26 protein-coding genes and 1 pseudogene are annotated in these 23,843 nt (G+C 71.5%); 12 read left to right on the forward strand and 15 right to left on the reverse strand.

Annotated features, from left to right (window positions below):
• Window positions 1–6 precede the first annotated feature (6 nt).
• The 9 genes and pseudogenes from AB0H93_RS01430 to AB0H93_RS01470 all read right to left on the reverse strand — a co-directional run bounded on the left by AB0H93_RS01430 (window position 7) and on the right by AB0H93_RS01470 (window position 8,600).
• Entirely contained in the window at window positions 7–933 is a 927-nt protein-coding gene (locus AB0H93_RS01430; protein WP_358565627.1) for a helix-turn-helix domain-containing protein, read from the reverse strand.
• A 58-nt stretch (window positions 934–991) separates the two neighbouring features.
• Window positions 992–1,165, reverse strand: a pseudogene (locus tag AB0H93_RS01435) (zinc-binding dehydrogenase); the annotation flags it as partial.
• Window positions 1,166–1,204: 39 nt separating this feature from the next.
• On the reverse strand, window positions 1,205–1,738 hold the full coding sequence (locus AB0H93_RS01440) for a 2,4'-dihydroxyacetophenone dioxygenase family protein (RefSeq protein ID WP_358565629.1): 534 nt from the start codon (window positions 1,736–1,738) through the stop codon (window positions 1,205–1,207).
• A gap of 111 nt (window positions 1,739–1,849) precedes the next feature.
• Entirely contained in the window at window positions 1,850–3,184 is a 1,335-nt protein-coding gene (locus AB0H93_RS01445; protein ID WP_358565632.1) for an MFS transporter, read from the reverse strand.
• A gap of 95 nt (window positions 3,185–3,279) precedes the next feature.
• Window positions 3,280–3,657 carry a RidA family protein gene (locus AB0H93_RS01450; protein WP_358565635.1) on the reverse strand — a complete coding sequence of 126 codons (378 nt, stop codon included), beginning with the start codon at window positions 3,655–3,657 and terminating at the stop codon, window positions 3,280–3,282.
• A gap of 8 nt (window positions 3,658–3,665) precedes the next feature.
• Window positions 3,666–4,370 (reverse strand): hypothetical protein, encoded by a 705-nt coding sequence (locus AB0H93_RS01455; protein ID WP_358565638.1) that lies wholly within the window; start codon window positions 4,368–4,370, stop codon window positions 3,666–3,668.
• A complete protein-coding gene (locus tag AB0H93_RS01460) occupies window positions 4,367–5,359 on the reverse strand; it encodes a membrane dipeptidase (protein ID WP_358565641.1) in 993 nt (330 codons plus the stop codon). The genes AB0H93_RS01455 and AB0H93_RS01460 overlap by 4 nt, the downstream gene beginning before the upstream one ends.
• Window positions 5,356–7,119: a hypothetical protein gene (locus AB0H93_RS01465; protein ID WP_358565644.1), complete on the reverse strand. Its 1,764-nt coding sequence runs from the start codon at window positions 7,117–7,119 to the stop codon at window positions 5,356–5,358. The genes AB0H93_RS01460 and AB0H93_RS01465 overlap by 4 nt, the downstream gene beginning before the upstream one ends.
• Window positions 7,116–8,600: an aldehyde dehydrogenase family protein gene (locus AB0H93_RS01470; protein WP_358565647.1), complete on the reverse strand. Its 1,485-nt coding sequence runs from the start codon at window positions 8,598–8,600 to the stop codon at window positions 7,116–7,118. The genes AB0H93_RS01465 and AB0H93_RS01470 overlap by 4 nt, the downstream gene beginning before the upstream one ends.
• 133 nt (window positions 8,601–8,733) lie before the next feature.
• Between AB0H93_RS01470 and AB0H93_RS01475 the strand changes: the two genes are divergently transcribed.
• The 4 genes from AB0H93_RS01475 to AB0H93_RS01490 all read left to right on the forward strand — a co-directional run bounded on the left by AB0H93_RS01475 (window position 8,734) and on the right by AB0H93_RS01490 (window position 12,585).
• Entirely contained in the window at window positions 8,734–9,648 is a 915-nt protein-coding gene (locus AB0H93_RS01475; protein ID WP_358565650.1) for a LysR family transcriptional regulator, read from the forward strand.
• A gap of 67 nt (window positions 9,649–9,715) precedes the next feature.
• Complete coding sequence (locus AB0H93_RS01480; protein ID WP_358565652.1) at window positions 9,716–10,708, forward strand: alanine racemase; 993 nt, start codon at window positions 9,716–9,718, stop codon at window positions 10,706–10,708.
• Between the two features lie 102 nt (window positions 10,709–10,810).
• Complete coding sequence (locus AB0H93_RS01485; protein ID WP_358565654.1) at window positions 10,811–11,425, forward strand: serine/threonine-protein kinase; 615 nt, start codon at window positions 10,811–10,813, stop codon at window positions 11,423–11,425.
• A complete protein-coding gene (locus tag AB0H93_RS01490) occupies window positions 11,422–12,585 on the forward strand; it encodes a DUF3558 family protein (protein WP_358565657.1) in 1,164 nt (387 codons plus the stop codon). Before AB0H93_RS01485 ends, AB0H93_RS01490 begins: the two co-directional genes overlap by 4 nt.
• 159 nt (window positions 12,586–12,744) lie before the next feature.
• Here the strand turns inward: AB0H93_RS01490 and AB0H93_RS01495 are convergent, their stop codons facing one another.
• The 4 genes from AB0H93_RS01495 to AB0H93_RS01510 all read right to left on the reverse strand — a co-directional run bounded on the left by AB0H93_RS01495 (window position 12,745) and on the right by AB0H93_RS01510 (window position 15,837).
• The gene (locus AB0H93_RS01495) at window positions 12,745–13,536 is read right to left on the reverse strand and encodes an FHA domain-containing protein (RefSeq protein WP_358565660.1); all 792 of its coding nucleotides are present in this window, start codon (window positions 13,534–13,536) and stop codon (window positions 12,745–12,747) included.
• A 95-nt stretch (window positions 13,537–13,631) separates the two neighbouring features.
• Window positions 13,632–14,879, reverse strand: coding sequence for a formamidase (gene fmdA / locus AB0H93_RS01500; protein WP_358565663.1), 1,248 nt, complete (start codon window positions 14,877–14,879; stop codon window positions 13,632–13,634).
• 12 nt (window positions 14,880–14,891) lie between these two features.
• The gene (locus AB0H93_RS01505) at window positions 14,892–15,533 is read right to left on the reverse strand and encodes an AmiS/UreI family transporter (protein WP_358565666.1); all 642 of its coding nucleotides are present in this window, start codon (window positions 15,531–15,533) and stop codon (window positions 14,892–14,894) included.
• A 31-nt stretch (window positions 15,534–15,564) separates the two neighbouring features.
• Window positions 15,565–15,837, reverse strand: coding sequence for an FmdB family zinc ribbon protein (locus tag AB0H93_RS01510; protein WP_358565668.1), 273 nt, complete (start codon window positions 15,835–15,837; stop codon window positions 15,565–15,567).
• 286 nt (window positions 15,838–16,123) lie between these two features.
• Here AB0H93_RS01510 and AB0H93_RS01515 point away from each other — a divergent pair, with 286 nt between their 5' ends.
• The 4 genes from AB0H93_RS01515 (at window position 16,124) to AB0H93_RS01530 (ending at window position 18,590) form a co-directional block, all read left to right on the forward strand.
• Complete coding sequence (locus tag AB0H93_RS01515; protein WP_358565670.1) at window positions 16,124–16,315, forward strand: hypothetical protein; 192 nt, start codon at window positions 16,124–16,126, stop codon at window positions 16,313–16,315.
• 282 nt (window positions 16,316–16,597) lie between these two features.
• Window positions 16,598–16,756: a hypothetical protein gene (locus tag AB0H93_RS01520; RefSeq protein WP_358565672.1), complete on the forward strand. Its 159-nt coding sequence runs from the start codon at window positions 16,598–16,600 to the stop codon at window positions 16,754–16,756.
• 217 nt (window positions 16,757–16,973) lie between these two features.
• On the forward strand, window positions 16,974–17,576 hold the full coding sequence (locus tag AB0H93_RS01525) for a TIGR03086 family metal-binding protein (protein WP_358565674.1): 603 nt from the start codon (window positions 16,974–16,976) through the stop codon (window positions 17,574–17,576).
• A gap of 126 nt (window positions 17,577–17,702) precedes the next feature.
• Window positions 17,703–18,590, forward strand: a complete 888-nt coding sequence (locus tag AB0H93_RS01530) for a serine protease (protein WP_358565677.1) — start codon at window positions 17,703–17,705, stop codon at window positions 18,588–18,590.
• Between the two features lie 75 nt (window positions 18,591–18,665).
• Here AB0H93_RS01530 and AB0H93_RS01535 read toward each other — a convergent pair whose 3' ends face one another.
• Window positions 18,666–18,836, reverse strand: coding sequence for a hypothetical protein (locus AB0H93_RS01535; RefSeq protein WP_358565680.1), 171 nt, complete (start codon window positions 18,834–18,836; stop codon window positions 18,666–18,668).
• A 102-nt stretch (window positions 18,837–18,938) separates the two neighbouring features.
• Between AB0H93_RS01535 and AB0H93_RS01540 the strand changes: the two genes are divergently transcribed.
• Together AB0H93_RS01540 and AB0H93_RS01545 are read left to right on the forward strand one after the other, a co-directional pair.
• Window positions 18,939–19,157: a hypothetical protein gene (locus tag AB0H93_RS01540; RefSeq protein ID WP_358565683.1), complete on the forward strand. Its 219-nt coding sequence runs from the start codon at window positions 18,939–18,941 to the stop codon at window positions 19,155–19,157.
• 23 nt (window positions 19,158–19,180) lie between these two features.
• Window positions 19,181–20,407, forward strand: coding sequence for an Ig-like domain-containing protein (locus tag AB0H93_RS01545; protein WP_358565686.1), 1,227 nt, complete (start codon window positions 19,181–19,183; stop codon window positions 20,405–20,407).
• Here AB0H93_RS01545 and AB0H93_RS01550 read toward each other — a convergent pair.
• Window positions 20,392–21,822 (reverse strand): MFS transporter, encoded by a 1,431-nt coding sequence (locus AB0H93_RS01550; protein ID WP_358565689.1) that lies wholly within the window; start codon window positions 21,820–21,822, stop codon window positions 20,392–20,394. The genes AB0H93_RS01545 and AB0H93_RS01550 overlap by 16 nt on opposite strands.
• 114 nt (window positions 21,823–21,936) lie before the next feature.
• Here AB0H93_RS01550 and AB0H93_RS01555 point away from each other — a divergent pair, with 114 nt between their 5' ends.
• On the forward strand, window positions 21,937–23,154 hold the full coding sequence (locus tag AB0H93_RS01555) for a cytochrome P450 (RefSeq protein ID WP_358565692.1): 1,218 nt from the start codon (window positions 21,937–21,939) through the stop codon (window positions 23,152–23,154).
• Window positions 23,155–23,156: 2 nt separating this feature from the next.
• On the forward strand, window positions 23,157–23,801 hold the full coding sequence (locus AB0H93_RS01560) for a TetR family transcriptional regulator (protein WP_358565695.1): 645 nt from the start codon (window positions 23,157–23,159) through the stop codon (window positions 23,799–23,801).
• Window positions 23,802–23,843: the final 42 nt, after the last annotated feature.

The following is a 23,843-nucleotide window of genomic DNA, read 5'->3' on the forward strand; positions in this document are numbered from 1 at the left end:
GCGGCGTCAGGTGGGGCGGGTTTCGCTTGGGGGGTGGCCGAATTCGGTCTGGAAGACCCTGGTGAAGTGCGCGTGGCTGGCGAAACCCCAGCGGTGCGCGATGTCCGCGATCGTTCGGTGGTGGGCCGCCGGGTCCGCCAGTTCGCGGCGTGCCCTTTCGAGCCTCCGGCGTTGCAGGTAGCGCGCCGGGGAATCGCCTTCCGCGGCGAACAGCCTTCCCAGGTGGCGCACCGACATCCCGGCCGCCGCCGCTATCCGGCCCGGCGTCAGGCCCGGGTCCGGCAGGTTCCGCTCCACGAAGTCCTTCGCCACCACCAGCGGCGCTGGTGCCGCGCCGTCGGTGGCCAGTGCGCGGATCAGGTCGAGCACCGCGTCGTCCCTCCCGGCGCCGGTGCGCTGCTGCGCCACCCTCGTCAGCAGCGCGCGCAGGGTGTCCAGCAGGGCGGCGGTGCGCGGCGTGTCGGATCCGAAACGCCTCGGCCTGGCAACGCCTTCCGGCAGGCAGCGGGTGGTGAACACCTCGCGCGGGACGTCCACCAGGAGCTGGCGCATCGGCGCGGCGAACCCGAAGAGGTAGGAGCGCCGCGTGTCGTAGAGCGCGAGGTCGCCCGCTCGCAGCGTGAGGCAGCCCTGGCCGTGGTAGAAAACGGCCTCCCCGGCGAGCACGAGGCTGGCGAACACCGAATCCTTCGGCAGCGCCCGGCAGGCCGCCGGGGTCCGCTCGATCACGTGCTCGTTGCCCTCGATGTCCGCGAGCCGCAGCTCGCCGAAGCGCACGTTGGTCTGGGTCGCCAGCAGGCCCCGCTCGGAGTACGGCGAGCAGGTCAGCCCCACCAGGGCGCGCCGGTTGTGATCCTCCCAGAAACCGACCCGGTCCGCGGGCGCGACGGCGTCGGTGGACACTCGCGAGATCAGCGACACGGTACGCGTCATTGCGGCCTCCGCTCGTCAGCCCCCAGCGGGCGCAGGTTAGCCCCCGCGCAGGCGCCGCTCAAGTGGCCAGACAGCCGCCGTCGACCAGGTCCAGCGCGTCGAACCGGAGTTCCCCGCCCAGCCCGGCGAACAGGACCCGCCCGCCGGGCCTGGTCACCGCCAGACAGGCGTCCAATGTGGACTGAATGCCGACCACCTCGAAGGCGATGTCCACCGGTTCGCCCGCGAAACCGGCGGCGACCTCGGCGGGCCGGGTTCATCGCGGGCCCCGTCAGCGGAACAGCGAGTTGACGTAGTCCGCCCCGATGCCCACGGCGTCGTAGTGCTTGCGCACCAGGTCGATGTAGTCGTGCACGTCGAAGTAGCCGACGGTGTCGCCGTTCTCGTCGAGCCAGATCAGCGGGCCCTTGACTATGAACAGCGCCTTCATCGGCTCCTCGCTCTCGTAGGCGACGAGCGTGTGCCCCTCCCCCGGCGCCTCGTAGACGAAGTCACCGGCCGAAGCCGTCCACGGGCGCTCCAGGTAGCCCCACTTCCCGGAGATCGTGTAGGCGAACACCTCGTGCGGGTGGTAGTGGCGGTTGACCAGGCCGGCCTGCTTAGCGCGCAGGATGTCCGACCACGAGTTGTCCTTCACGTTGATCCACAACGGCCGGGATCCCACGGTGTCGGAGAACGGCGCGTAGTAGCGGTCGTCATCGGTGGCGACCTGCGACAGGTACACCTCGGGCTGCGCGTCGGGCTTGACCGAGTTCTCGATCGGCTTGAGGTCCTTCCAGAACTCCGTGGTGGGTTCGTCGGGCATGTCCGCTCCTCCGCGGTCGGCGCTGGGTTACCCGGGCAGTGAACCGCCCCCGGCAGCACCCGGTCTTCCCGCTCGCGGACATGCCCTTGCCCGATCCGGACATCGGCCGCGTCAGCGCTGCAGCGCCCCGGCGACGTCGAGGTCCACGCCCTTGGTCTCCGGCGCCATGAACACCCCGATCACGGCGCCGACCAGCGCGATGCCGGTGGCGATCCACATCGTCGCGCCGATGCCGAGGTTGGCCAGCGCCCACGGCGTCGCGAAGGTGCCCACGGCCGCGCCGATCCGGCTGATCCCCGTGCACAGCCCGACCGCCGTCGCGCGGACCTCGGTCGGGAACAGCTCGTTCGGGTAGATCCACTCCAGGATCGAGGGCCCGCCGTTGAACACGGCGTACACGGCGAAGGCGATGGCGACCGCCCAGAGCCCGGATTCCGGGAACGCGGCCAGGTACGCCAGGCCCAGGGCGGACACCGCGAAACCACCGATCAGCACCGGCCGGCGCCCCATCCGGTCGACCAGCAGGAGGGCCACCACGTTGCCCACCAGGAAGAAGAAGTTGATGACGCCGGACCCGAGGTTCGCCGCGTTCCCGCTGTCGAGGTGGAACAGCTGGAGGATCTGCGGGCCGAAGGCGTAGATCGCGAAGAGGGTGACCGTCGTGGCCGTCCAGAAGACCGAGATGAACACGACGCGCCCGAGGTATCCCTTCCGCAGCAACGCGCGCATCGAGACCGGCTGCGGCTTGTCCTCGACGTCGGCGAGGGTGGCGCCGGGCCCGAGCGCCTTGTGCAGCACCGCGCGCGCTTCTGCATAGCGCTGCTTGCTGACCAGCCATCTCGGCGACTCCGGGATGCTGGCCCGCGCCAGCAGGATCACGGCCGCCGGGATCGCCGACGACAGCAGCATCCACCGCCACCCGTCGTCCAGCGCGAGCAGGGCGTAGCCCACGAACGCCGCGACCGTCGCGCCGACGAACCACATGGCGTTGAGCCCGCCGAGCAGCTTGCCGCGCCAGTCCCGGGGCACGAACTCGGCCACGAGCGTCGTCGCGATCGGGTAGTCGGCGCCGACGGCGATGCCGATGAGCAGGCGGAGCACGAACAGCTCGACGTCGTTGGTGACGAAGAACTGCAGCACCGAGCAGACGATGATCACCGCCAGGTCCAGCGTGTACATCAGCTTGCGCCCGATCCGGTCGGTGATCGGCCCGAAGACCATGCCGCCGAGGAAGATCCCGATCAGCGCGGACGAGCCGATCAGTCCCGACCACAGTGGACTCATCTGCCACTGCGGCTCGATCTGGACCATCGCGATGCCGATGATGCTGAGGATGTACCCGTCGAGGAAGGGCCCGCCGGAGGAGAACAGGGCCAGCCGCTTGTGGAAGCCGCTCAGCTTCGCGTCGTCCAGCGACACCCCTCTGGTGGTGGCATGAGCAGACATCGGCTCTCCGTTCGTTGGAAGTGGTCGGGGTGCGCCGCATCCGGGCATGCCGCACCGGCCGCCGAATGCGGGTCGTTCTCGGAAAAGGGGAATCCTCAGCGGTCGGCGACCGCGGCGATCGCGTCGATCTCGATCCTCGTGCGGCCGCGGAAGCGCGCCACCTCGACGGTCGTGCGGGGCGGGAGCCGGAGTCCGGCGAAGCGCTTCAGGTAGGCGTCGTTGTAGGCGTCGAACTCGTCGAGATCGGCCAGGAACACCGTCATCTTCAGCAGGGAGTCGAGCCCGCCGCCGGCCGGTTCGAGGACGCGTTGGAGGTTGTCGAGCGCGAGCTCGACCTGGTCGGCCATGTCCTCGGGCGTGCTTCCGTCCTCCGCCCGGGGCAGCTGACCGCACGCGTAGATCACGCCTTGGTGGACCGCCGCTGCGGCGTAGGGGCGCTCGACTCCGTCGGGATGGGGGTGCAGCGTTGTCATTCTCGTCCTCACTTCGCCGGTTCCGCGATGAGGAAGCCCTGGGAAGCGCGGTGCGCCGCCGCCCAGTCGCCCGCCTCGACGCGGCGTCCGTTGTTGATCGCGTTCACGCGGTTGCGCTCGCGCTGGGCCGTCGTGGAGATGACCGGCCACCGGAGTCCCGGTGGTTCGCCGCCGCGCGCGTTCGAGATGTAGAGGCCGCCGGACGTGACCGCCCCGGCCGGGAGATGGCGATCGAGCTCGGCGGGGTCGGCTGCGCGGGCGCAACCGTCGGCAGTGCAGACAACACCGGCGGCCGCCGCGCCGTCGCCGTCGAGTTCGGCGAGCACCGCCGTTCCGCCGACCCGCTCGACGAGTTCCAGTGCGAGGCAGAGGAATGCCTGCTGGAAGCCGAGTCCCCGGACGAACACGCCGGCTCGCTGCTCCCGGTGCACTCGCGCCGCCACCAGGTCGAATACCGAGACTCCGAGTCGCAACGGCCCGCGGTCCGGATCGGCGTCGACGACCAGCACGCCGTCCTGGACGGCTGCGGTCGCGGCGGCCGAGCCCGGCCCGCCGTCGATCTCCTGCCGCAGGGCCGCGAGACCGCCCCAGCCCTGGACCTCGGCCCGCAGCACGAGGTCCGCCACGGCGGCGGCCTCCCCCGCGGACGCGCCCGCGGCGCGCATGGCGCGGAGGGCCACTTCCCGCACTTCGCGCGTGCTCGCCCGGATCATCGGTCCGATTCCGGGACGAGGACGTCGGCGAACAGCCGCATCCAGTTCTCGCCGAGCACGCCCCGGACCGCCTTCTCGTCCAGCCCCGCGTCGAACAGGCCCTCGGCGAGCACCGGGAAGTCGGCGGGCCCCGAGAACCACTCCGGCCACTCGGGCCATTTCGGCACGACGGGATTGGCTTCCGGCGGCTGCCAGCGCCCGTTGCGCAGCCACGCCACGAACTCCTCGGACCAGTTCTGCGTGCAGTCGCTGCCGACGGCGACGTGCTCCGGGCCGATCTCGTCCACCAGCCGCGCGACCATGGCGCAGAACTGGTCGCGGGTGGTGCGCTCGCCGCCGATCACGTTCGGGTACAGGCAGCAGCCGATCACGCCGCCCCGGTCGGCGAGCGCCCGGATCACCTCGGTCGGCTTGTTCCTCGGGTTGTCGAAGAACCACCTCGGGTTCGAGTGCGTGATCGACACCGGCACCGCGGACGCGTCGATGGCGTCCAGGCAGGTCCGGTCGCCGACGTGGGACAGGTCGACCATCATGCCGACCCGGTTCATCTCGGCCACGACGTGCCGGCCGAACCTAGTCAGGCCCGAGTCGTGCGGGTCGTAGCAGGCGCCGCCGACCAGGTTCTGGATGTTGTAGGTCAGCTGCGCGACCTGCACCCCCAGCCTGCGGAAGACCTCGACGAGCCGGAAGTCGTCGCCGAACGGCGAGGTGTTCTGGAAACCGAGCAGGACCGCGATGCGACCGTCGTCGTGCGCCCGGCGGATCTCGTCCACCCCGTCGGCGAGGGTGACGAGGTCCGGATTCGCCGCGGCCAGCCGGCACCAGGCCCCGACCGCGCGCAGCGTCTCTGCCGGCCCTTCCCACACCGCGCAGGTCGCGTTGACCGCGCCGACACCGCCGGTCCGCAGCTGCTCCAGCACGCCCCGGTCCCAGTTGTTGATCTGGAGGCCGTCCACGACGAGCCAGTCCTCGTACCGCAACGCAGTCACGCGTGCTCCCCTTCCGGTTTCGCGGTGAACATCCAGTCGTCGGCGGCGATTCCGGCCGCCACGTCGGCGGCCCTCGGCGCACCCGAGAACAACGTGACGCGGAGCCAGTCGGTCGACTGCGGGCTGTAGTTGTCCATGCCGTAAACGGCCAGCTGGAAGCGCTGGAGGTGCAACGGCAAGAAGTCGCGCGCCAGGAGGTTGGTGCGCACCTCCGCCCACGGTGTTGCCGCCAGCGCCTGCACGCGGCAGGCGGTGCCGCGGTGCCATGGGCGGGCGAGCAGGAACTCCGCCACGCTCGACGCCGGATCGGCGTTCCGGAGGTCGTCGCGCAGGCGCGCCACCGCGCGTGCGATGTCGACCGGCTGCTCGACCTGCTCGCCCGGGTCGTGACCGCGACGGCCGCGGCGCGGCTCTTCGCTGTCGGCCGAGACGAACCAGAAGTAGTGGCTCTGCTCCGGCTCGCCGAAGTCGAACGCGTCGACCCAGGCGTACGCGGAATCGATGCTGTCCAGCAGCTCGCCGCAGTCCTGTTCCGGTTGCAGGGCCAGCGACTCGTCGCAGCGCAGCAGCTGCTCCACGTCCTCGTCGAGTTCGTCGTAGAGCTCGACGACGAGCGAGTCGAACACCCCGCACGCCTCGACGTCGATCCGCTCGGCCGCGTCGTGCAACGCCTGCCACGCGAACGAAGTCGGCGTCGCCCCGACCGTGCCTCGTGCCCGGTATTCGGCGAGCAGCTCCGCCACGCGTCCGAGGTGCTCGGCGAGCTCGGGTCCCGGCGCGTACGGCGTGGTGACCAGGGTGTCGCGTTCCGCGAAGTAGCGCTGCGCACCGGCCAGCAGCTCCGCCAGCCGCGCGACCCGCCCGTCCTGCGGATCCGTGGCCTGCCCGAGCGCATGGGCCAGCGGCAGTTCGCGCATCGCGCACCACGCGTCCAGGACCCGGGGATGGTTGACGATGTAGGGCACCATGCCCAGCCCGGTGGCGTTGCCCAGCCCCAGGAACCGGCGCCATCCCGCCGAAAGCCGCACGGCAGCGGCAGATCGCTGGGCGGCGCAGTGCTCCACCAGGTCGTAGCTGAGTTCGCGCAGCAGCCAGGCGGCCAGCATCTGCGCGCGGTACGGCGCCGCCAGCGGGTGTTCCGCCGGGAAGGCGTCGAAGTCCTGCAGCCCGAACTTCCCGTTGCTGTAGAACGCGGTGCTGCGCAGGACGTACGCCGCATCCCCGAACGCCGCCGGATCGGGCTGCCGCCCTTCCGCGAGCCGCTCGACGGTGTAATCGAAGAACCGCTGGCTGCGATTGGCCCGGGTCCACACCAGACTGCCCGCGTCGGCGCGCCCGGTCTCCTGCCCGGGAACGTGGTCGCGCAGCGACGACATCCGCTCCTCGGAAAGCGGCCCCTCGATCAGCGCCGCCGTGACGTCCCAGGATTCCGCGATGACCCGGTCGGTGCGCTGCCGCTCGTCGAGCTCGGTCGAGAAGACCACGAAGCGCAGCCGGACCCCGGCGGCGTCGACCCGGTAGACGGCCTCGCCCCGGCCACCGGAGTCGATCTCCCAGCGTTCCCGGGTGACCTGCCAGCGCTGCTGGGCCGCCCGCCGAAGCATCGAGCGCGCGAAGCTGTGGCGGGTGTGCCGGGCGGCTCCCATGCGCTCCGGCGACAGGACGACGTCGGCGCTCCGGGCCCGGGACTGCGCCCGGCTCAGGCGCTCGGTCGGACGCGGGAAGCCCGTTCCCACCCGGCGGTCCTGCGCGGTGGTCATGAGCGCGCCTCGCGGGGTGCCGTGGTCCGCAGGTACGCGGTCTTGGTCCAGGTGAAGAACTCGGCGCTGCTGTCGCCGTTCTGCTCGCGCGGCGCGGGGAACGTGGAGTCCTTGAGACCGCCGAACGGCGCGTGCAGCTCGGACCCGGTGTTCGGGGAGTTCACCTTGATCAGCCCGGCGTCGAGATCCGCCAGCCCCCGGCGGACCGCGCGCTCGTCGGTGGTGAAGAGCGCCGCCGTGAGCCCGTAGCGGGTGTCGTTCGCGATGGAGATCGCCTCGTCGAGGTCCGCCGCGCGAAGCGCGGTGACGACCGGGCCGAACACCTCTTCCCGGCAGATGGTGAGTTCGGGCGTCCCGGCGAGCAGCGTCGGGTGGACGAAGTGGCCGGCGTCCGGGAGCGGGCCGCTGGACCGCGCCACGACCTCGGCGCCCTCGGCAACGGCCTGCTGCACGGCATCCGCGATCTCGGCCCGAGCCCGCTCGTTGATCACGGGCCCGACCTGGGTGTCCGCGTCCCGCCCGGCGCCGACCCGCAGTGCTTCGAAGCGCTTCGCCAGCTCGGGCAGCAGGTCGTCGTAGGCGTCGCCGACCGCGATGATCCGCCGGGTCGCGGTGCACTTCTGCCCGGTGCTGCCGACGACCGCGCCGACCAGCACGTCGGCGGCCGCCGCGGGGTCGACGTCCGGGAGCACGATGGCGGCGTTGTGACCGCCGAGTTCCATCTGCAGCTTCGCGCCGCGCGGGACGACCGCGTCCCGGATGAGCCTGCCGACCGCGTCGGATCCGGTGAAGGTGACCCCGGCGATCTCCGGCCTGGCGACGAGGCCGGCACCGAGCGAACCCGGCCCGAGCACGAGGTTCACGACCCCTTCCGGCACACCCGCCTCGCAGAGCACCTCCGCCAGCGTGACCGCGACCGCCGGGGTGTCGCTGGCCGGTTTCCAGACCACCGCGTTGCCCCACAGCAGCGCCGGGGCCAGCTTCCAGACCGGGATCTGCAACGGGAAGTTCCAGGGGGTGATGACCGCGACCACGCCGAGCGGGCGGCGCAGCGTCCGGATCACCTCGTCGGGATGGCCGGAGGGATAGGTGGCGCCGTCGGCCGCGCGGGCCCGGGAGGCGTGGTAGTGCAGGGTTTCCACGCTGCCGGCGACCTCCGCGCGCGACTCCGGGAGGGTCTTGCCGTGTTCGCGGGTCATCAGCACCGCGATGTCCTCGGCGCGCCCCGCCAGCACCTCGGCGGCGCGCCGCAGGATCCGGCCGCGCTCGATCAGGCCGAGGTCCCGCCACGCCCGCTGCGCGGTCACGGCGGCGCGCACCGCGCTGTCGAGCTGTTCCGCGCCTGCGGTCCGGTAGGTCGCGACCGCCTCTTCGGGGCTGGCCGGGTCGGTGCTGCGGGCCGGTGTGCCGCTGCCGTCGATCCACCTCCCGCCCACGAGGTGGCGAAGCCGGATCGCCGACGAATCCTGGTTCGATGTCACGTGCTGCTCCATTCGGGCCGACCGAGCGCGGCGTCCGGACGACGGGGCCGCGGCTGGACGCAACGCTAAGCGCGGCAAAACCGCACGTGAAGTACCTATTGCCGATCGCTTGATAAGCCATCACTATCAATCGGTGGAGATTCGTCAGCTTCGGTACTTCGTGGCGATCGCCGAGGAGGGGAACTTCCGCCGCGCGGCGGAGCGCCTCCACGTGGCGCAACCCGCGCTGAGCCAGCAGATCCGCCGCCTGGAGCAGCAACTGCGGACGCCCCTGTTCATCCGCACGACGCGCCGCGTGGAGCTCACCGCGGCCGGGTCGGTGCTGCTGGAGAACGGGCGGCGCGTGCTGGCCGAGGCGGATCAGGCCCTGAACGCGGTCCAGCAATCCGCGCACGGCGAGATCGGCACCCTGCGGATCGGTTTCGTGAGCTCGGCGGCGCTCACCCTGGTGCCCAAGATCGTGCACGCGCTGCGCGCGAACCGGCCGAACCTGCACCTGGACCTCAAGGAGATGACCACCGATCGCCAGCTCGAGGCGATCAACGAAACCGCGCTGGACGTCGGGATCGTGCGGGAGCTGGAGCCCCAGGCCGGGCTGAACGTGGTCAAGCTCGTGCAGGAGCCGCTGCTGGTGGCGCTCCCGAAGAGCCACCCGCTCGCCCGCCGGCGGTCCATCCGGCTCGGCGAGCTCGCGGCGGAGAAGTTCGTGGGGTTCCCGCGCAGCCAGGTTTCCCGGCTCTACGACCACATCGCGGCCCTCTGCCACCAGGCCGGGTTCCGCATGCGGCCGGCGCAGGAAGCCGTTCAGTTCCCGACCATCCTCGGGCTGGTCGCGGCCGGTGAGGGGATCGCCGTGGTGCCCAGCTCGCTGCGCCACCTGCGGCTGCCCGGGTTGTCCTACGCGCGGCTGGACCACCCCGACGCGGTGTCGCGGATCGCGATCGTCTGCCGGCCCGACCGCGCGGAACTCCCGTTGGTGGCCAAGTTCTTCGAGCTGTCGGCCGCGGTCGACCTCGACGGGGAACGGCTGCCCGCCTCGTCCCGATGACGGGGAACGCCGTCGGCCGAACCGTATGATCCGGGCGGGAAGACCGGTACTGGCGAGGGAGACGACGTTGCACCTCTTGGACCTGCAGACCCCTGCGCTCGTCGTCGACGCCGCGCTGCTCGACGCCAACCTGCGGACGATGGCCGAGGCACTGCCCGGGGCCCGGCTGCGCCCGCACGTCAAGGCGCACAAGACGACCGCGCTCGCCCAGCGCCAGGCGGACATCGGGCATCGCGGCTTCACCTGCGCCACCGTCCGCGAGGTCGAGGGCATGGCCGCCGCCGGGCTCGGCGAAGACCTGTTGCTGGCCAACGAAGTTCTCGACACCCGGCGCCTCGGTGCGGTCGTGCGCGGCGGCGCCCGGGTGACGCTGGCCGTGGACTCGCCGGAAACCGTCGAAGCCGCCGCGTCCGGCGGTGTCCGCGAGGTGGTCGTCGACGTCAACGTCGGCCTGCCGCGCTGCGGCATCGATCCCGCGGCCGCGGGCGAGCTCGCCGATCTCGCTCGCAGCAAAGGACTTTCCGTTCGCGGTGTGATGGGGTACGAGGGCCATCTCATGCTGCGCAAGGACCCGGCGGAGCGCGCCGAGCGCGCGGCCGAGAGCATGGCGCTGCTGCTGGCCGCCCACGAGGACGTCGGCGGCGATCTCGTCAGCGCGGGCGGCACCGGGACGTACGCGGTGAACACCTGGGCCACCGAGATCCAGGCCGGCTCCTACACCCTCATGGACACCGCCTACGCCGAGCTCGGCCTGCCGTTCCGGCAGGCCCTGACCGTCCTCGGCACCGTCATCTCGGCGTCCCCGAAGTGGGTCGTCGCCGACGTCGGGCTCAAGGCGCTCGGCATGGACCACGGCAATCCCGCGATTCCGGGCGCGCGCGTGCACTTCTGCTCCGACGAGCACCTGACCTTCACCCCGGAAACCCCGGCCCGGGTCGGCGACCGGGTCCGGGTGCTGCCCGCGCACGTCGACCCGACCATCGCGCTGCACGAGCGCATCCACGTCGTGGACGGCGACGAGGTCGTCGAGATCTGGCCCGTCGACCTGCGCGGCTGGTGACGCGTTCGCGACTTTCCCGGACCGGTCCCGCCCGCGGTTCGCCGTGCAATAGGGTTGCGCCACCTCGTCCGAGGCTGGCGCGACTCGTGGATCGGAGTGGCGGTGCGGATCGGTCAGTTGATCAGCGGCCGGTATCGGTTGGCGGAGCAGATCGGTTCCGGCGGCGGCGGGACGGTCTGGCGCGCCGTCGACGAGGAACTGGGCCGGGACGTCGCGATCAAGCACGCCGTCTCGCGGGACAGCGAGCACGGCGCCGAGCGGATCCGGCGGCTGCGCACCGAGGGCAAGATCCTGGCGAAGGTGAACCACCCGAACGTCGTCACGTTGTACGACGTGGTGGACGAGGGCGGCGAATGGCTGCTGGTCATGGAATACCTCCCCGCGCCGGACCTGGCCCACCACCGCGTGCTGCCGCCCGCGCGGGTGGCCAGGCTCGGGGCGCAGCTGGCCGCCGGCCTGGCCGCGGTGCACGCCACGGGCATCCTGCACCGCGACATCAAGCCCGGGAACGTGCTCGTCACCGCCGACGACATCGCGAAGCTCGGCGACTTCGGCATCTCGCGCGCCGTGCACGCCGACGTGACCCTCACCGAGACCGGCCTGCTCTCCGGCACACCGGGCTTCGTCGCCCCCGAGGTGGCCAAGGCGCGGACCCCACCGCGGCCTCCGACGTCTTCTCGCTCGGCGCCACCCTGTTCGCCGCGATCGAGGGCGTGACGCCGTTCGGCGAATCCGGCAATCCGTTCGTGCTGCTGCGGCAGGCAGCGGCGGGCAAGGTCGCCGCGCCCAGCCAGGCCGGGCCGCTCACTCCGGTGCTCGCCCAGCTGTTGCGGGTCGATCCGGCGAAGCGGCCGAGCGCGGCGGAAGCCAGGACGATGCTGGAGAACATCGCCACCGACGTGCCGGTCGAGAAGCGGCGGCGCGGTCGCGTGGTCGCGGTGTCCGCGGCCGTCGTCGGCGTGCTGGCGGCCGGCGCCCTGGTGGCGACCGGTTTTCCGCCCACGTCGGCGGATCTCCCCGCGACGGATCGGGCCGGCGCGCCGAAGCCGGTGTCGCCGATCGGCGAACCCCGCACGGTTGACCCCTGCGCCCTGCTCGACCCGGTGGCGCTCGCCCGGTTCGGCGAAACCGACCTGAACGCCGAGTACGGGAACTTCAACCGATGCGACGTCATCGTGGATTCCGGCGGCGGCGAGGTGGACGTCGAGGTGCTGTTCTTCGCCGCCGACGGGCCGCCGGAGGGCCGGATCGAGAAGATCGGCGCGCTGGACATCGTGCGGGAGCCGCAGGAAAGCGACGAATGCGCCCGGATCCTGCCGATGCCCGACCAGCGAACCCGGATCGTGATCACCGCGGACCAGCTCGGCGAGGGCAGGTCCGATCTGTGCGGCATGGCCGAGGCGGCGGCCACGACCGCGGCCGGGGTGCTCGGCCGGGGCGAGGTTCCGCGCCGGCCCGCGCCGAATCCCGCTTCGCTGATCAACGTCGACGCCTGCGGCCTCCTCGACGGCGACGCGCTCGCGCGCTTCCCGGGTGTCGACGCCATCCGCCCGGAGCCGGGCTTCGGCGGCTGGAGCTGCCGGTGGAACAGCACCACCGGACCGGCCACGCTCCGGCTCATCTTCGACCGGCACCAGCCGCCCACCGCCGAAGACGGGCGGCCCGTCCGCTTCGGCGACCACCGGGCGTTCGTCGAACCCGAGGGCTACGGCGAGGAGTCGTGCCAGGTCGGCATCGTCCACCGCGAGTACCGCGGCGAGGACGGCCGGCTGGTCGAGCGGCTGCTCGTCGTCGTGATGGGTCCGCAACCCACCGACGAGCTCTGCCGGCTGGCCACCGCCCTCGCCGAACCGGCCGCCGCAGGCCTCCCCACCTGACCCCTCCCCGGGATGCGGCGCGCACCGGAGATCCGCAATTTCCATTGAAATCGAAGGTTCGATTTCAATGGAAATTGCGGCGGACGGCGGCCGGACCTCCCGCAGCGGGCCGACACCCGCACTGCGGCGCACGACGAGCGTGAAAACGGGCCCTGCGGGTCAGGCGTCGAGGACCCGGAGGTCCGGCGGCACCAGCGTCGTGCTCTCCATCAGTTCGCGGATGAGGTTGTGGTTCAAGGTGTTCCCGACCGGCTCGCCGACCTCGTCGCGGGTCAGCCCGGGCACGCCGCCCTTCGACAGCCTGGTGCGGACGTCGACGACGTCGTGCTCCACCCGCTTCGCCGTCCACCCGGCATCCGGTTGCAGCTCGGCGAGGTGCTCGGCGGCCTGCCGCCAGGACAGCGGCTGCGGGTAGGCCTCGTGCATCAGGTAGCGCTGGCCCAGGACGACCAGGAGGAGCTTCTCGGTCGGCGAGAGCTTCCACGTCCTCGGCGGCTGCGTCGGGTCGCCGTGCTGCGACGCGGGCGGCTGCCCGTCCGGCCCCGCCACGTACAGCTCCAGCAGGTGCTCGCGACCGCTCGAACCGCGCAGGAACAGCGGCGTGTACCCGGTGGTGAGCGGGACCGGCTCGTCGTCGGCGAACAGCAGCCGGGAACCGGGGAACCGGACCGGGAGGCGCCCCGTGTTGTGCACCCACCAGTGGTCCAGGTGGTGGGTCAGCAGCCCGTGGTGGCGGCTGATCCGCCGGTCGTTCTCCCCGACGCAGACGTGCACCTCCGGCCGGTTGCGGCCGAACACGATCGTCCGCCCCTCCCGCGGCCGGACCGTGATGCCCCCGGTGACCGACAACGCGAAGATCGTGCCCGGTACCGACCCGGGCACCCCGAACGCCAGGCTGCCGTGCCCGGCCCCGAGCGGACGACCCCCGGCCACCTGCAGGTTCTCGCGCATGCCCACCTCCGCTTCCTCGAACGCACCCGCAGCATTCCACGGCCGGCCGGGAGCCCTCCCGGAACCGGTGCGGCCCCGCGGGGCCGCACCGGTGCTCAGGACGTGACGGCGCACTGGCCGCGATCCTCGCGCGCGGGCCCGGCCGCAGTGGGCCGCACGTCGAAGTCGAAGATCGCCGCCGGGACGTAGAGCGTGCAGCAGGCGTTGGGGATGTCGACGATGCCGCTGATCCGCCCCTCGACGGGCGCCGAACCGAGCAGCAGGTACGCCTGTTCGCCGGTGTAGCCCCACTTCTTGAGGTACTCGACGCCGTTGAGGCAGGCACGCCGGTAGGCGGTGGTGGCGTCCATGTAGTGGTTGGTGTCCGTGTCGTGGTCCACCGAAACCCCGGAGAACGACAGGAACTCCGAGTACCGCGGTTCGACGTTGCCCGGCATGAACACCGGGTTGGTGGTGATGCCGAACTTGTCCATGCCGCCCTTGATCAGGTCGACGTGCAGGTCGATGAAGCCGCCCATCTCGATCGCGCCGCAGAAGGTGATCTCACCGTCGCCCTGGCTGAAGTGCAGGTCGCCCATGGACAGCTTCGCGCCCTCGACGAAGACCGGGTAGAAGACCCGCGACCCGCGGGTGAAGTTCTTGATGTCCTGGTTTCCTCCGTTCTCCCGGGCCGGCACCGTCCGGGCGCCCTCCCGGGCGATCCGCTGCGCCTCGCTGCCGTCCGCCTGACCGGCCAGCGCCCCGGGCTCGGTCGGCGGCAGGGCCAGCGGTGGCACGCGGTTCGGGTCGGTGTCGATGAGCGCCTGCTCCCGCCGGTTCCACTTGGCCAGCAGATCGGCCGATGGCGCGGTGCCCATCAGGCCGGGGTGGGTGATGCCGGTGTAGCGGATGCCCGGCAGGTGCCGCGAGGTGCACTGCTGCCCGTGGAAGTCCCAGATCGCCTTGTAGGCGTCCGGGAAGTAGTCGGTCAGGAAGCCGCCGCCGTTGACCTTGGCGAACACGCCCGTGTAGCCCCAGCCCTGCCCCGGGGCCTCGCCGGTCTCCTGCGGCACCGGCCCGAGGTCCAGGATGTCGACGATCAGCAGGTCGCCGGGTTCGGCGCCCTCGACGCTGATGGGGCCGCTGAGCATGTGCGTTTGGTTCAGGTCGACGTCGCGGACGTCGTTGGCGGAGTCGTTGTTGCCGAGCTGCGCGTCGGTCCACTCCCGGCATTCGACGCGGAACTCCTGGCCGGGCCGGACCATCGCGGCCGGCGGGACGTCCGGGTGCCAGCGGTTGTGCCCCGGCACCGCCTGCTCCCGCATCGACTTCGACTGGTCGACGCTGAAAACCACTTCTGGCATGGGAAATCCTCCTCACTGATGTGCCGGACGGTGGGGCGCGGACAACATCCGGACGCCCCGGACCGACCACACGCCGGTGGTGAACAACCACAGCGCGACGAAGACGACGACGCCGAAGATCACCAGCACCGTCGCGATAGCGTTCGGGTTCCGCCAGTAACCGGTCATGATCAGGAACGACGGGATCGCGGCGGTGACCCAGCCCTCGATCGCGGCGACCCAGCCGGTGTAGCGGGTGAGCCGCTCCATCTTGAGGCCCAGCAACAGGAAGAACAGCAGCCACAGGAACGACCAGTACAGCCAGATCACGCCGAACGGGCTGTCCCCGAGCAGCCGGAAGTTCGCGAACGAGTAGCCGAGCGCCATGATGGCGACGAAGAGCGAGAACCAGCCGACTCCGCTCGTGTCGAAGTCGCCGAGCAGCCCGATCCCCACGTACAGGTAGGTGAAGCCGAACAGGTAGATGCCCGACGCGCTGAGGACCGTGACCGGGTCCCCGAGGTTCACCGCGATCAGGATCGTCGGGGTGATTACCTGGAGCGCCCCGACGAAGAGGTTGAACACGCCGATCGCCTTCGGGTCGGCCTTGCCCAACAGCATGACGCCGTTGAGGAACAGCACGGCGCCGACGTACAGCAATCCCACGTATGCCACCGATGACACCTCCGCTGGCGCCTGGGCCCGGTCAGGGGCGCGGGAGCTGGGACAGCGACGGATGCGGCTCGGGCGGCTTCCTGCGGGGCACCTCGGTGACCACCTCCGGCTCCGCGCCGCTCCGCTCCGCCCGGTCGAGTGCGGCGGCGAGCCGCGCGGGCACGGCGGCGAGGTGCGGTGCGGAGAAGATCCTGCGGGCCGGTCGCCCGCAGTGGAGGCACTCGTGCGAAGCCGAGGCCGTCCCCATCGGCTGGTGCGTCTCGAAGCGACCGCACCGAGGGCAGTCGTACTCGTAAGTCGCCATGGCCGGCCCTTCCCCCGAAGACCTGAGACCGATGCGATCCCGCTGCGGTCGCCGGCCGGAGAATCGCGGACCGGCGGCCCAGAACCGAGGAGACTCCCGGTGCCGTGCGCTGTCAAGGGCGGCATGATCTGCGGCGACGCGGCCCCGGTCGGCTTCGGCGTGGCGCGCGGCACTGTTGACTGCGCGTGCCCGCCTACCCAATAATTTCCACCCAACAGAGTGAGCACCCGTCGGAGCGGTCACAGCATGCAGGCGGCACCCGACACGATCAGAGTGGTGGCTGCCCATGCGTCCCCGACACGATCCCCGCGGTCACATCATCCTGACCGCCTGGCTGTGCCCGGGCTGCGATGTCGCCGGACGTTCCGCGCCCGAGAACGAGCCGGAATGCTGGAACTGCGGCGGCCCGGTCGTGGTCACCGCGCGCCCCTCGGTTCCCGTCGCCGAACCTGCCGTCGGCTCGCCGGTCAACTCCTGACGGTCCGTCCACTGTGCACTCCAATACCCCGCGACCGACGCCGGCGCCGCCCGCATGCGCAGCGTGACTGATCGGCTACGGATCGAACTCGGGGCGAAAGACCCCTTTACCGGCCTTTTACTGGCAATACCGTGACAAGTACCGGCAAAAGTCGGTGAATCCGACGACGTACTCACGTCGCCGGGGTCGGCAGAAAAGCACCGGGAGTCCCGGCGGGCTCTTCGCGCTCCCCGGAAAGGCCCGGTGCGGCAATCCCCATCACGGGATTAACGAGGGGTCACCATGCAGATCAGCACTATCTTCAGCAACCGTCACGGCTGGGGCTGGGGCCACGGCTGGGGCTGGGGCTGGGGCTGGGGTTGGGGCTGGGGCGGCGGCTGGGGCCGCTGGGGTGGCTGGGGTGGCTGGGGCGGATGGGGTCGTTGGGGCGGCTGGCGCTGAGCCGGCATTGACGTCCCGGGATCCTCTTCCGAACCAGAAACCACATCCAACCCGATAGACCAGTCCAGCATTTCTGGTAGCTCCCGTCTTCATCAAGGCGGGAGCTACTGCTGCGTCGGGACGACCCTCGTAGTCCACACAGGACTCGAACACCGCTCGGAAGTACCGGGGCCGATTGCCGCCGGACACGAGCCGGCGGCGCCACCATGATCGGCTCATGCGTGCTTCCGACGACGTGCTGTTCGCCCACCTCCGCCGCACCAACGCGGACTTCGCCCGCGGGGTGCGGTCGATCGAGCCCGGCCAGTGGGCCGATCCGACCCCCTGCGCCGAATGGGACGTGCGCGCGCTGGTGAGCCACCTGGTGCAGGCGAACGCGATCTACCGCCTGCTGCTGCACGGCGGCGACAGCGCCCAGTTCCTGGTGATCCGCGAGCAGGACGCGCTCGGCGACGACCCCGCCGGATCGTTCGACGCCGCCGCGGCGAGCTGCCTCGCCGCCTTCGGCGAGCCCGGGGCGCTGGACCGGGTCGTGGACTACCCGTTCGGCCCGGTCGACGGCCGCAAACTGCTCGGCCTGCTCATCGCCGACACCGTCGTGCACAGCTGGGACCTCGCCCGCGCCACCGGCGCCCCGGAGGAACTGGACCCGTCGCTGGTCGAGTGGGTCGACGACAACTTCGAGTGGCTCTACACCGGCGTCGCCGAGGGGCCGCTCGACCCGGGCAGCACGCACAGCTACTTCGCGGCGGCCGCGGCGGCTCCCGCCGACGAGACCCGCCAGCAGCGGATGCTGCGCCTGATGGGCCGCCAACCCTGAGCTCCGCCACCGGAATTCGATCTGGAATTCGATCTTGCAGAATCCGCTCCCCGCGCGCCCGGGCTGGGCTACCTTGATCAACATCGCACGTGATCTTCGTGCGGGGAAATCGGAGGACAACAGCAGATGACCAAGAACCTGCCGGTGCCGGGGTCGCTGAAGCGCACCGCGGCGCTGGCCGCCGCGGTCGCCGCCGCGGGCGCGTTCACGAGCTTCGGGACGGCGCAGGCCGGCGAACCGACCGGCGACGTGACGCCCTCGATCATCGGCGGCACACCCGCGGACCAGACCTACTCGTTCATGACGTCATTAGAGTACGAACGCAACGGGGACCCGAACTCGCACCGCTGCGGCGGCGCGCTGATCAGCCCGGAGTGGGTCGTGACGGCGGCGCACTGCGTCACCTCGCCCGACCCGAACGGCGGCGCCTACGTCGTGATGGACCCGGCGCTGCTGCACGTGCGCGTCGGCTCCAACGACCGGACCTCCGGCGGAACCATCGCCAAGCTCCAGGACATCGTGGTGCACCCCGAGTACCACTCGTACGAGGACCGCGAGCTGGGCAAGGACATCGCGCTCCTGCACCTCGACGGGCCGATCGCCGACGCGCCGGCGCCGATGGCCGACGAGCTCACCGCGCCGGGCACCGCGGTCCGCGAGATCGGCTGGGGCTACGTCTCCAACGCCGACGCCGGTGACCCGACCAAGCTGCCGACCCAGCTCCAGCAGCTCGACACCTCGATCATCCCGTCCGACACGCCGAAGTGCGTGGCGGGCCCGGACGGCGACACCTCCTGGGGCATCCACGACGGCGACGTCTGCGCGGACAACCCCGAAGGCGTTCGCGGTCCCTGCGGCGGCGACTCCGGTTCGCCGCTGCTGGTCAAGGAAGGCGACCGCTGGCGGGTCGTCGGCGTGGACAGCCGCGGCGTCGGCCACGTCTGCGGCGAGTCGCCCGACGTCTACACCAGCGTCGGCCACTTCCGCGGCTGGATCGACAGCGTCATCGCGTGATCTCCTGATCGCGACAGGGCCCCGGCGGTGGATCGCACCGCCGGGGCCCCGTGCCATCAGCACCGATCACGCCGATCAGGTGGAATCCCGCACCACCAGGTTCACGAACGGTCCTTCCGCCGGCGGCGCGGGACGCCCCAGCGCCGACAGCACGGAGTCGGTCAGCCGCCGGGCTTCGGCCGCCAGGTCGACCCGGATCGTGATCAGCGGCGGGTACGAGTAGCACGCCAGCGGATCGTCGTCCACTCCGACAACGGCATCGCACCGACCGTGCGCACTTTGTGCTGCTATAGCGACACAAAGTGCGCACGGGCCAAGACCGCGAGGACGAGACGCAAACTGACCATTGTGGACCCGAACCGGACCACCTCCTGGCGAGCTCCGGCGGCTGCGGCGGTTCGCACCGCCGGCATGCTCATCACCGGTTCGATGCCGGGCTGCGAGGGCCGCCGCTCCCCCGCCGACTTCGACAGGCCCGGCGCCCGGTACGACAGCTGCCGGCTGGACGCCGCGGGTGAGGGCGACGAGGTCGAGAACCCGATCGTTTGGCGCCTTCCCGGCAGGTAGCCCGGCCGCATGATCGTGTTGAGATGTTCGGCCCCGCCCCGGACAGTGGTTTCGATGTCGGGCACATCGGCAAGGGACGGGGGCCGGGGATGCGGGTAGCAACAGCGTGGCGGGTCGTCGTCGGAGGCGTGCTCGCCTGCGCGATGGCCTCGTGCACGGCTCCACCGAAGCCTTCGGCCGCGTCCGTGACGGCCTCGGTGCCGGACCGCGCCGCGCAGGTCGCGCCCAGCGAGCCGCTGGTCGTCACCGCGCACGCGGGCACGCTCACCTCGGTCACCGTTACCACGGACGGGGGAAGGACGATCCCCGGTTCGCTGCGCGACGGCGGCCGCTGGTGGAGCACGACGACGCCGCTGGAGTTCGGCACCACCTACCGGGTGCACGCCCTGGCCGAGGACGTCGAGCGGAAGCCGTCGGCGCCGCTGAACTCGACCTTCAGCACGGTCAAGCCCGTGGACACCGTCACCGTCGAGCGGACCCGGCCCACCGACGGCGACACGGTCGGCGTCGCCATGCCGGTGTCGATCTACTTCAGCCGGCCGGTGACCGACCGGGCCGCCGTCGAGCGCCGCCTGTCGGTCGAGCCGTCGGTGCCGACCGAGGGCTCGTTCCACTGGATGAGCGACGAGCAGGTGAACTGGCGCCCCAAGGAGTTCTGGAAGTCCGGCACCATCGTCCGGGTGCGCGCGCAGCTGTACGGCGTGGACACCGGCGGCGGCGTGATGGGCACCGACGACACCGAGACCAGCTTCCTCATCGGGCGCGACCAGCGCGCGATCGGCGACGTCAACACCCACACGTTCACCGTCTTCCAGGACGGCCAGCCGATCCGGGAGCTCCCGGCCTCCTACGGCAGGAGCGTCTACCCGACCCAGTCCGGCGTCCACGTGGCCTTCGAGAAGCACACCTCGACGCGGATGCGCTCGGACACCTGGGGCGGGCCGCAGAAGGGCCAGCCCGGCTACTACGACGAGGTCCTCCCGCACGCCGTGCGCATCTCCAACAACGGCGAGTTCGTGCACGTCAACGCCGCGACGGTCGGGCAGCAGGGGGCCGCCAACGTCTCGCACGGGTGCATCAACCTGTCGCCGGCCAACGGCAAGTGGTACTTCGACTTCGTGCAGATCGGCGACCCGGTGGAGATCGTCGGCTCCGACCGGCCGCTGACCCCGGCCGACGGCGACATCCCGGACTGGACGATCCCCTACGACGAGTACATCAAGGGCAGCGCCCTCTACCAGCCGCGCTGAGCGGCGTGCCGGGGCAGGAAGGCGGCGATCGCGAGCGCGAGGAGGGCCGCTGCGGCGGCCATCGCCATGATCACCTGGAAACCTGCCTCGGACGGTACGGTCAGCGCGCCGAACGTCGCGGTCAGCTGCGCGAGCACGGCGCCCGCCACCGCGCTGGAGACCGAGGTGCCGATGGCGCGCATCAGGGTGTTGAGGCTGTTGGCGGCCGCGGTCTCCGCGACGGGCACCGCCGCCATGATGAGCGCGGGCATCGCCCCGTAGGCGAGCCCGATGCCGGCGCCGATCACGCTGGAGACGAGCACGAGCTGCCAGACCGCGGACATCAGCACGATGCCCAGGCCGTAACCGGCTGCCACCACGACGGCGCCCAGCATCAGCGTCGTCTTCGGTCCCCGGGCCTTCGAAATGCGCGCGGACAGCGGCGCCATGGCCATCATCACCAGACCCGACGGGCCCATCGCCAGTCCCACGACGAACATCGTCTGCGCCAGGCCGTAGCCGGTGGCCGCGGGCAGCTGCAGGAGCTGCGGCAGCACCAGGGACATCGCGAACATGGCGAACCCGAACACCGCGGACGCGATGTTGGTGAGCAGCACCTGGCGGCGCGCGGTGGTGCGCAGGTCCACCAGCGGCCGGGCGACGCGCAGCTCCCACCAGCCCCACAGCAGGAACAGCACCGCCGACGCGCCGAGCAGTCCCCCGGCACGGGTGGCGGTCCAGCCCCACTCCGCGCCCTTGGAGATCGCCAGCAGCAGGCAGATCAGTCCGGCAGACAGCCCGATCGCGCCCACGAGGTCGAAGCGCCCGCCGCTGCGCACGCCGGATTCCGGCACGAATGCCAGCACCAGCGCGGTCGCGACCGCACCCAGGCCCGCCGACGTCCAGAAGAGCACGTGCCAGTCGGTGCGTTCGGCCAGGAAGGCGGCCGCGGGCAGGCCGAACGCGCCGCCGACGCCCAGCGAGGCGCTCATCGTCGCGGTCGCCGAGCCGAGCCGTTCGGCCGGGAGCACGTCGCGCATGATGCTGATCCCCAGCGGGATGACGCCCGCGGCCAGCCCCTGCAGGATCCGCCCGACGACCATGGGCGTCAACGAGTCGCTGAGGCCGCACACCGCCGAGCCGGCCACCAGCAGCACCAGGCTGATCAGCAGCATGCGCCGCTTGCCGTACATGTCCCCCAGCCGGCCCACGACCGGGGTCGCGACGGCCCCGGCGAGCAGCGTCGCGGTGATCGCCCACGCGGCGTCGGCCGCGGACGCGCCCAGCAGCGCGGGGAGCACGGGGACCAGCGGGATGACCAGGGTCTGCATCAGCGAGACCACGATCCCGCCGAAGGCCAGCACCGCCACGACGGTGTTCGCGCGCGGCTGGCCCGAGACCACGGCGTCGGCGGCTCGGGCTGGGGCGTGGGGCATGGCGGGGCCTCCGTCGGCGTGATCGGCGTTGCCGGTCGGCTACTTTAAATCAGTTGATTGACTTAAAGTAGCGGGATCGGTTAACTGGTCGCAGACCGACCGGGAGGAGCGCGCATGACCGCCGAGGGCGAACAGCTGCTGGACTACCCGATTCCCAGCGCGGCGGCGCTGGAACCGCCCGCGGAGTGGGCGCAGCTGCGGCAGGGGTGCCCGGTGGCGCGGGTGTCGCTGCCCAGCGGCGACGAGGCTTCGCTGCTCACCCGCTACGACGACGTCAAGCGGGTGCTGTCCGACCCGCGGTTCACCCGGCAGCTCAGCGCCGAAGGCGCGGCCCGGATCTCGGCCAACGAGTCGGGCGGCGTGTTCAACAGCTCGCTGGCGACCGCGCTCCCCCAGTCCGGTGACGCGCACCAGCGGTGGCGGCGGATGGTCGGCAAGTGGTTCACCGCGCGGCGGATGACCGCGCTGCGGCCCGAGATCGAGGCGATGGCCGAGCGGCTCATCGACGACATGGTGGCGCGCGGCGACCACGCGGATCTCAAGGCGAGCCTCGGCTTCCCGCTGCCGGTGTGGGTCATCTGCACCATGCTCGGCGTGCCGGACAGCGACCGGGACGAGTTCGCGCACTGGTCCGACACGCTGCTCAACCTGACCCGCTACGAGCAGGCGGAGATCGACGCGGCGCAGGCCGAGTTCGTCGAGTACATGGCCGCCCACATCGCCGCCAAGCGCGCGGCGCCGGGCGACGACCTGCTCAGCGAGCTGATCGCGGGCACCGACGCCGAGGGCCGCCGGCTCAGCGACGCGGAACTGGTGGGCACCGGCCAGGGCCTGCTGGTCGCCGGGCACGAGACCACGGCGAACATGATCGGCAAGATGGTGGCGCTGCTGCTGGCCGACCGCACGCGGTGGGAACGGCTGCTCGCGGACCGCTCCCTGGTGCGCACCGCGGTGGAGGAGGCGCTGCGGTTCGACGCCAACCCCGGCTTCGGCATGCCGCGCTACATCGGCGAGGACGCCGAGGTCGCCGACATCCGGCTGCCCGCGGGCACGACCGTGGTGTGCAGCATGGCCGCGGCCAACCGCGACGCCACGGCGTTCGACGGCGCCGACGAGATGGACCTCGGCCGCAGCCCGAACCCGCACCTGGCCTTCGGCGCCGGGGCGCACTCCTGCCTGGGCCAGGCGTTGGCCCGCACCGAGCTGCAGGCCGTGCTCGACGTGCTGCTCCGCCGCCTCCCCACGCTGGAGCTCGCCGTGGCGCCGGACGACCTCAACCGGGTCGAGGGCCTCGCCGTCGGCGGCCTCCGCGAACTTCCGGTGCGGTGGTGACGATGGCCGGGAAGACCGCCCGGGCAGAACGGGTCAACGCGACGCGGGAGCAGATCTTGGCGGCGGCGGAACGGCTTTTCGCCGAGCACGGGGTGTTCGCCGTGTCCAACCGCCAGGTCAGCGAGGCCGCGGGGCAGGGCAACAACACCGCGGTCGGCTACCACTTCGGCACCAAGGCCGACCTGGTGCGGGCGATCGCGCGCCGGCACTCCGAGCAGATCGAGCGGCTGCGCCTGACCATGGTCGCCGAGGCCGACGGCTCCACCGACGTGCGGGACTGGGTGGCCTGCCTGGTCTGCCCGGTCACCGAGCACCTGGCCGCCCTCGGCAGCCCCACCTGGTTCGCCCGGTTCGGGGCGCAGGTCATGACCGATCCCGCGCTGCGCGAGATCATGATCGACGAGTCCCTCACCGCGCCGTCGCTGCTGACGGTCCTCGACGGCCTCAACCGGTGCCTGCCCGACCTGCCGGTCGACGTGCGGCTGGAGCGCGGCGACATGGCCCGCCAGCTCATGGTGCACATGTGCGCCGAGCGCGAACGCGCTCTCGCCGAAGGCACCGCCACACCGCGGAACAACTGGCAGGACGCCGCGAGCGGCTTGATCGACGCTATCGTCGGGATGTGGCTGGCACCGGTCACGCGTTGATTTCCGTTCGGCCCAGCCGAAATCCGCTCGAGGAGGATGCTC

Origin of the sequence: Saccharopolyspora sp. NPDC050642, from assembly GCF_040654735.1 — a bacterium.
Classification (GTDB): domain Bacteria; phylum Actinomycetota; class Actinomycetes; order Mycobacteriales; family Pseudonocardiaceae; genus Saccharopolyspora; species Saccharopolyspora elongata.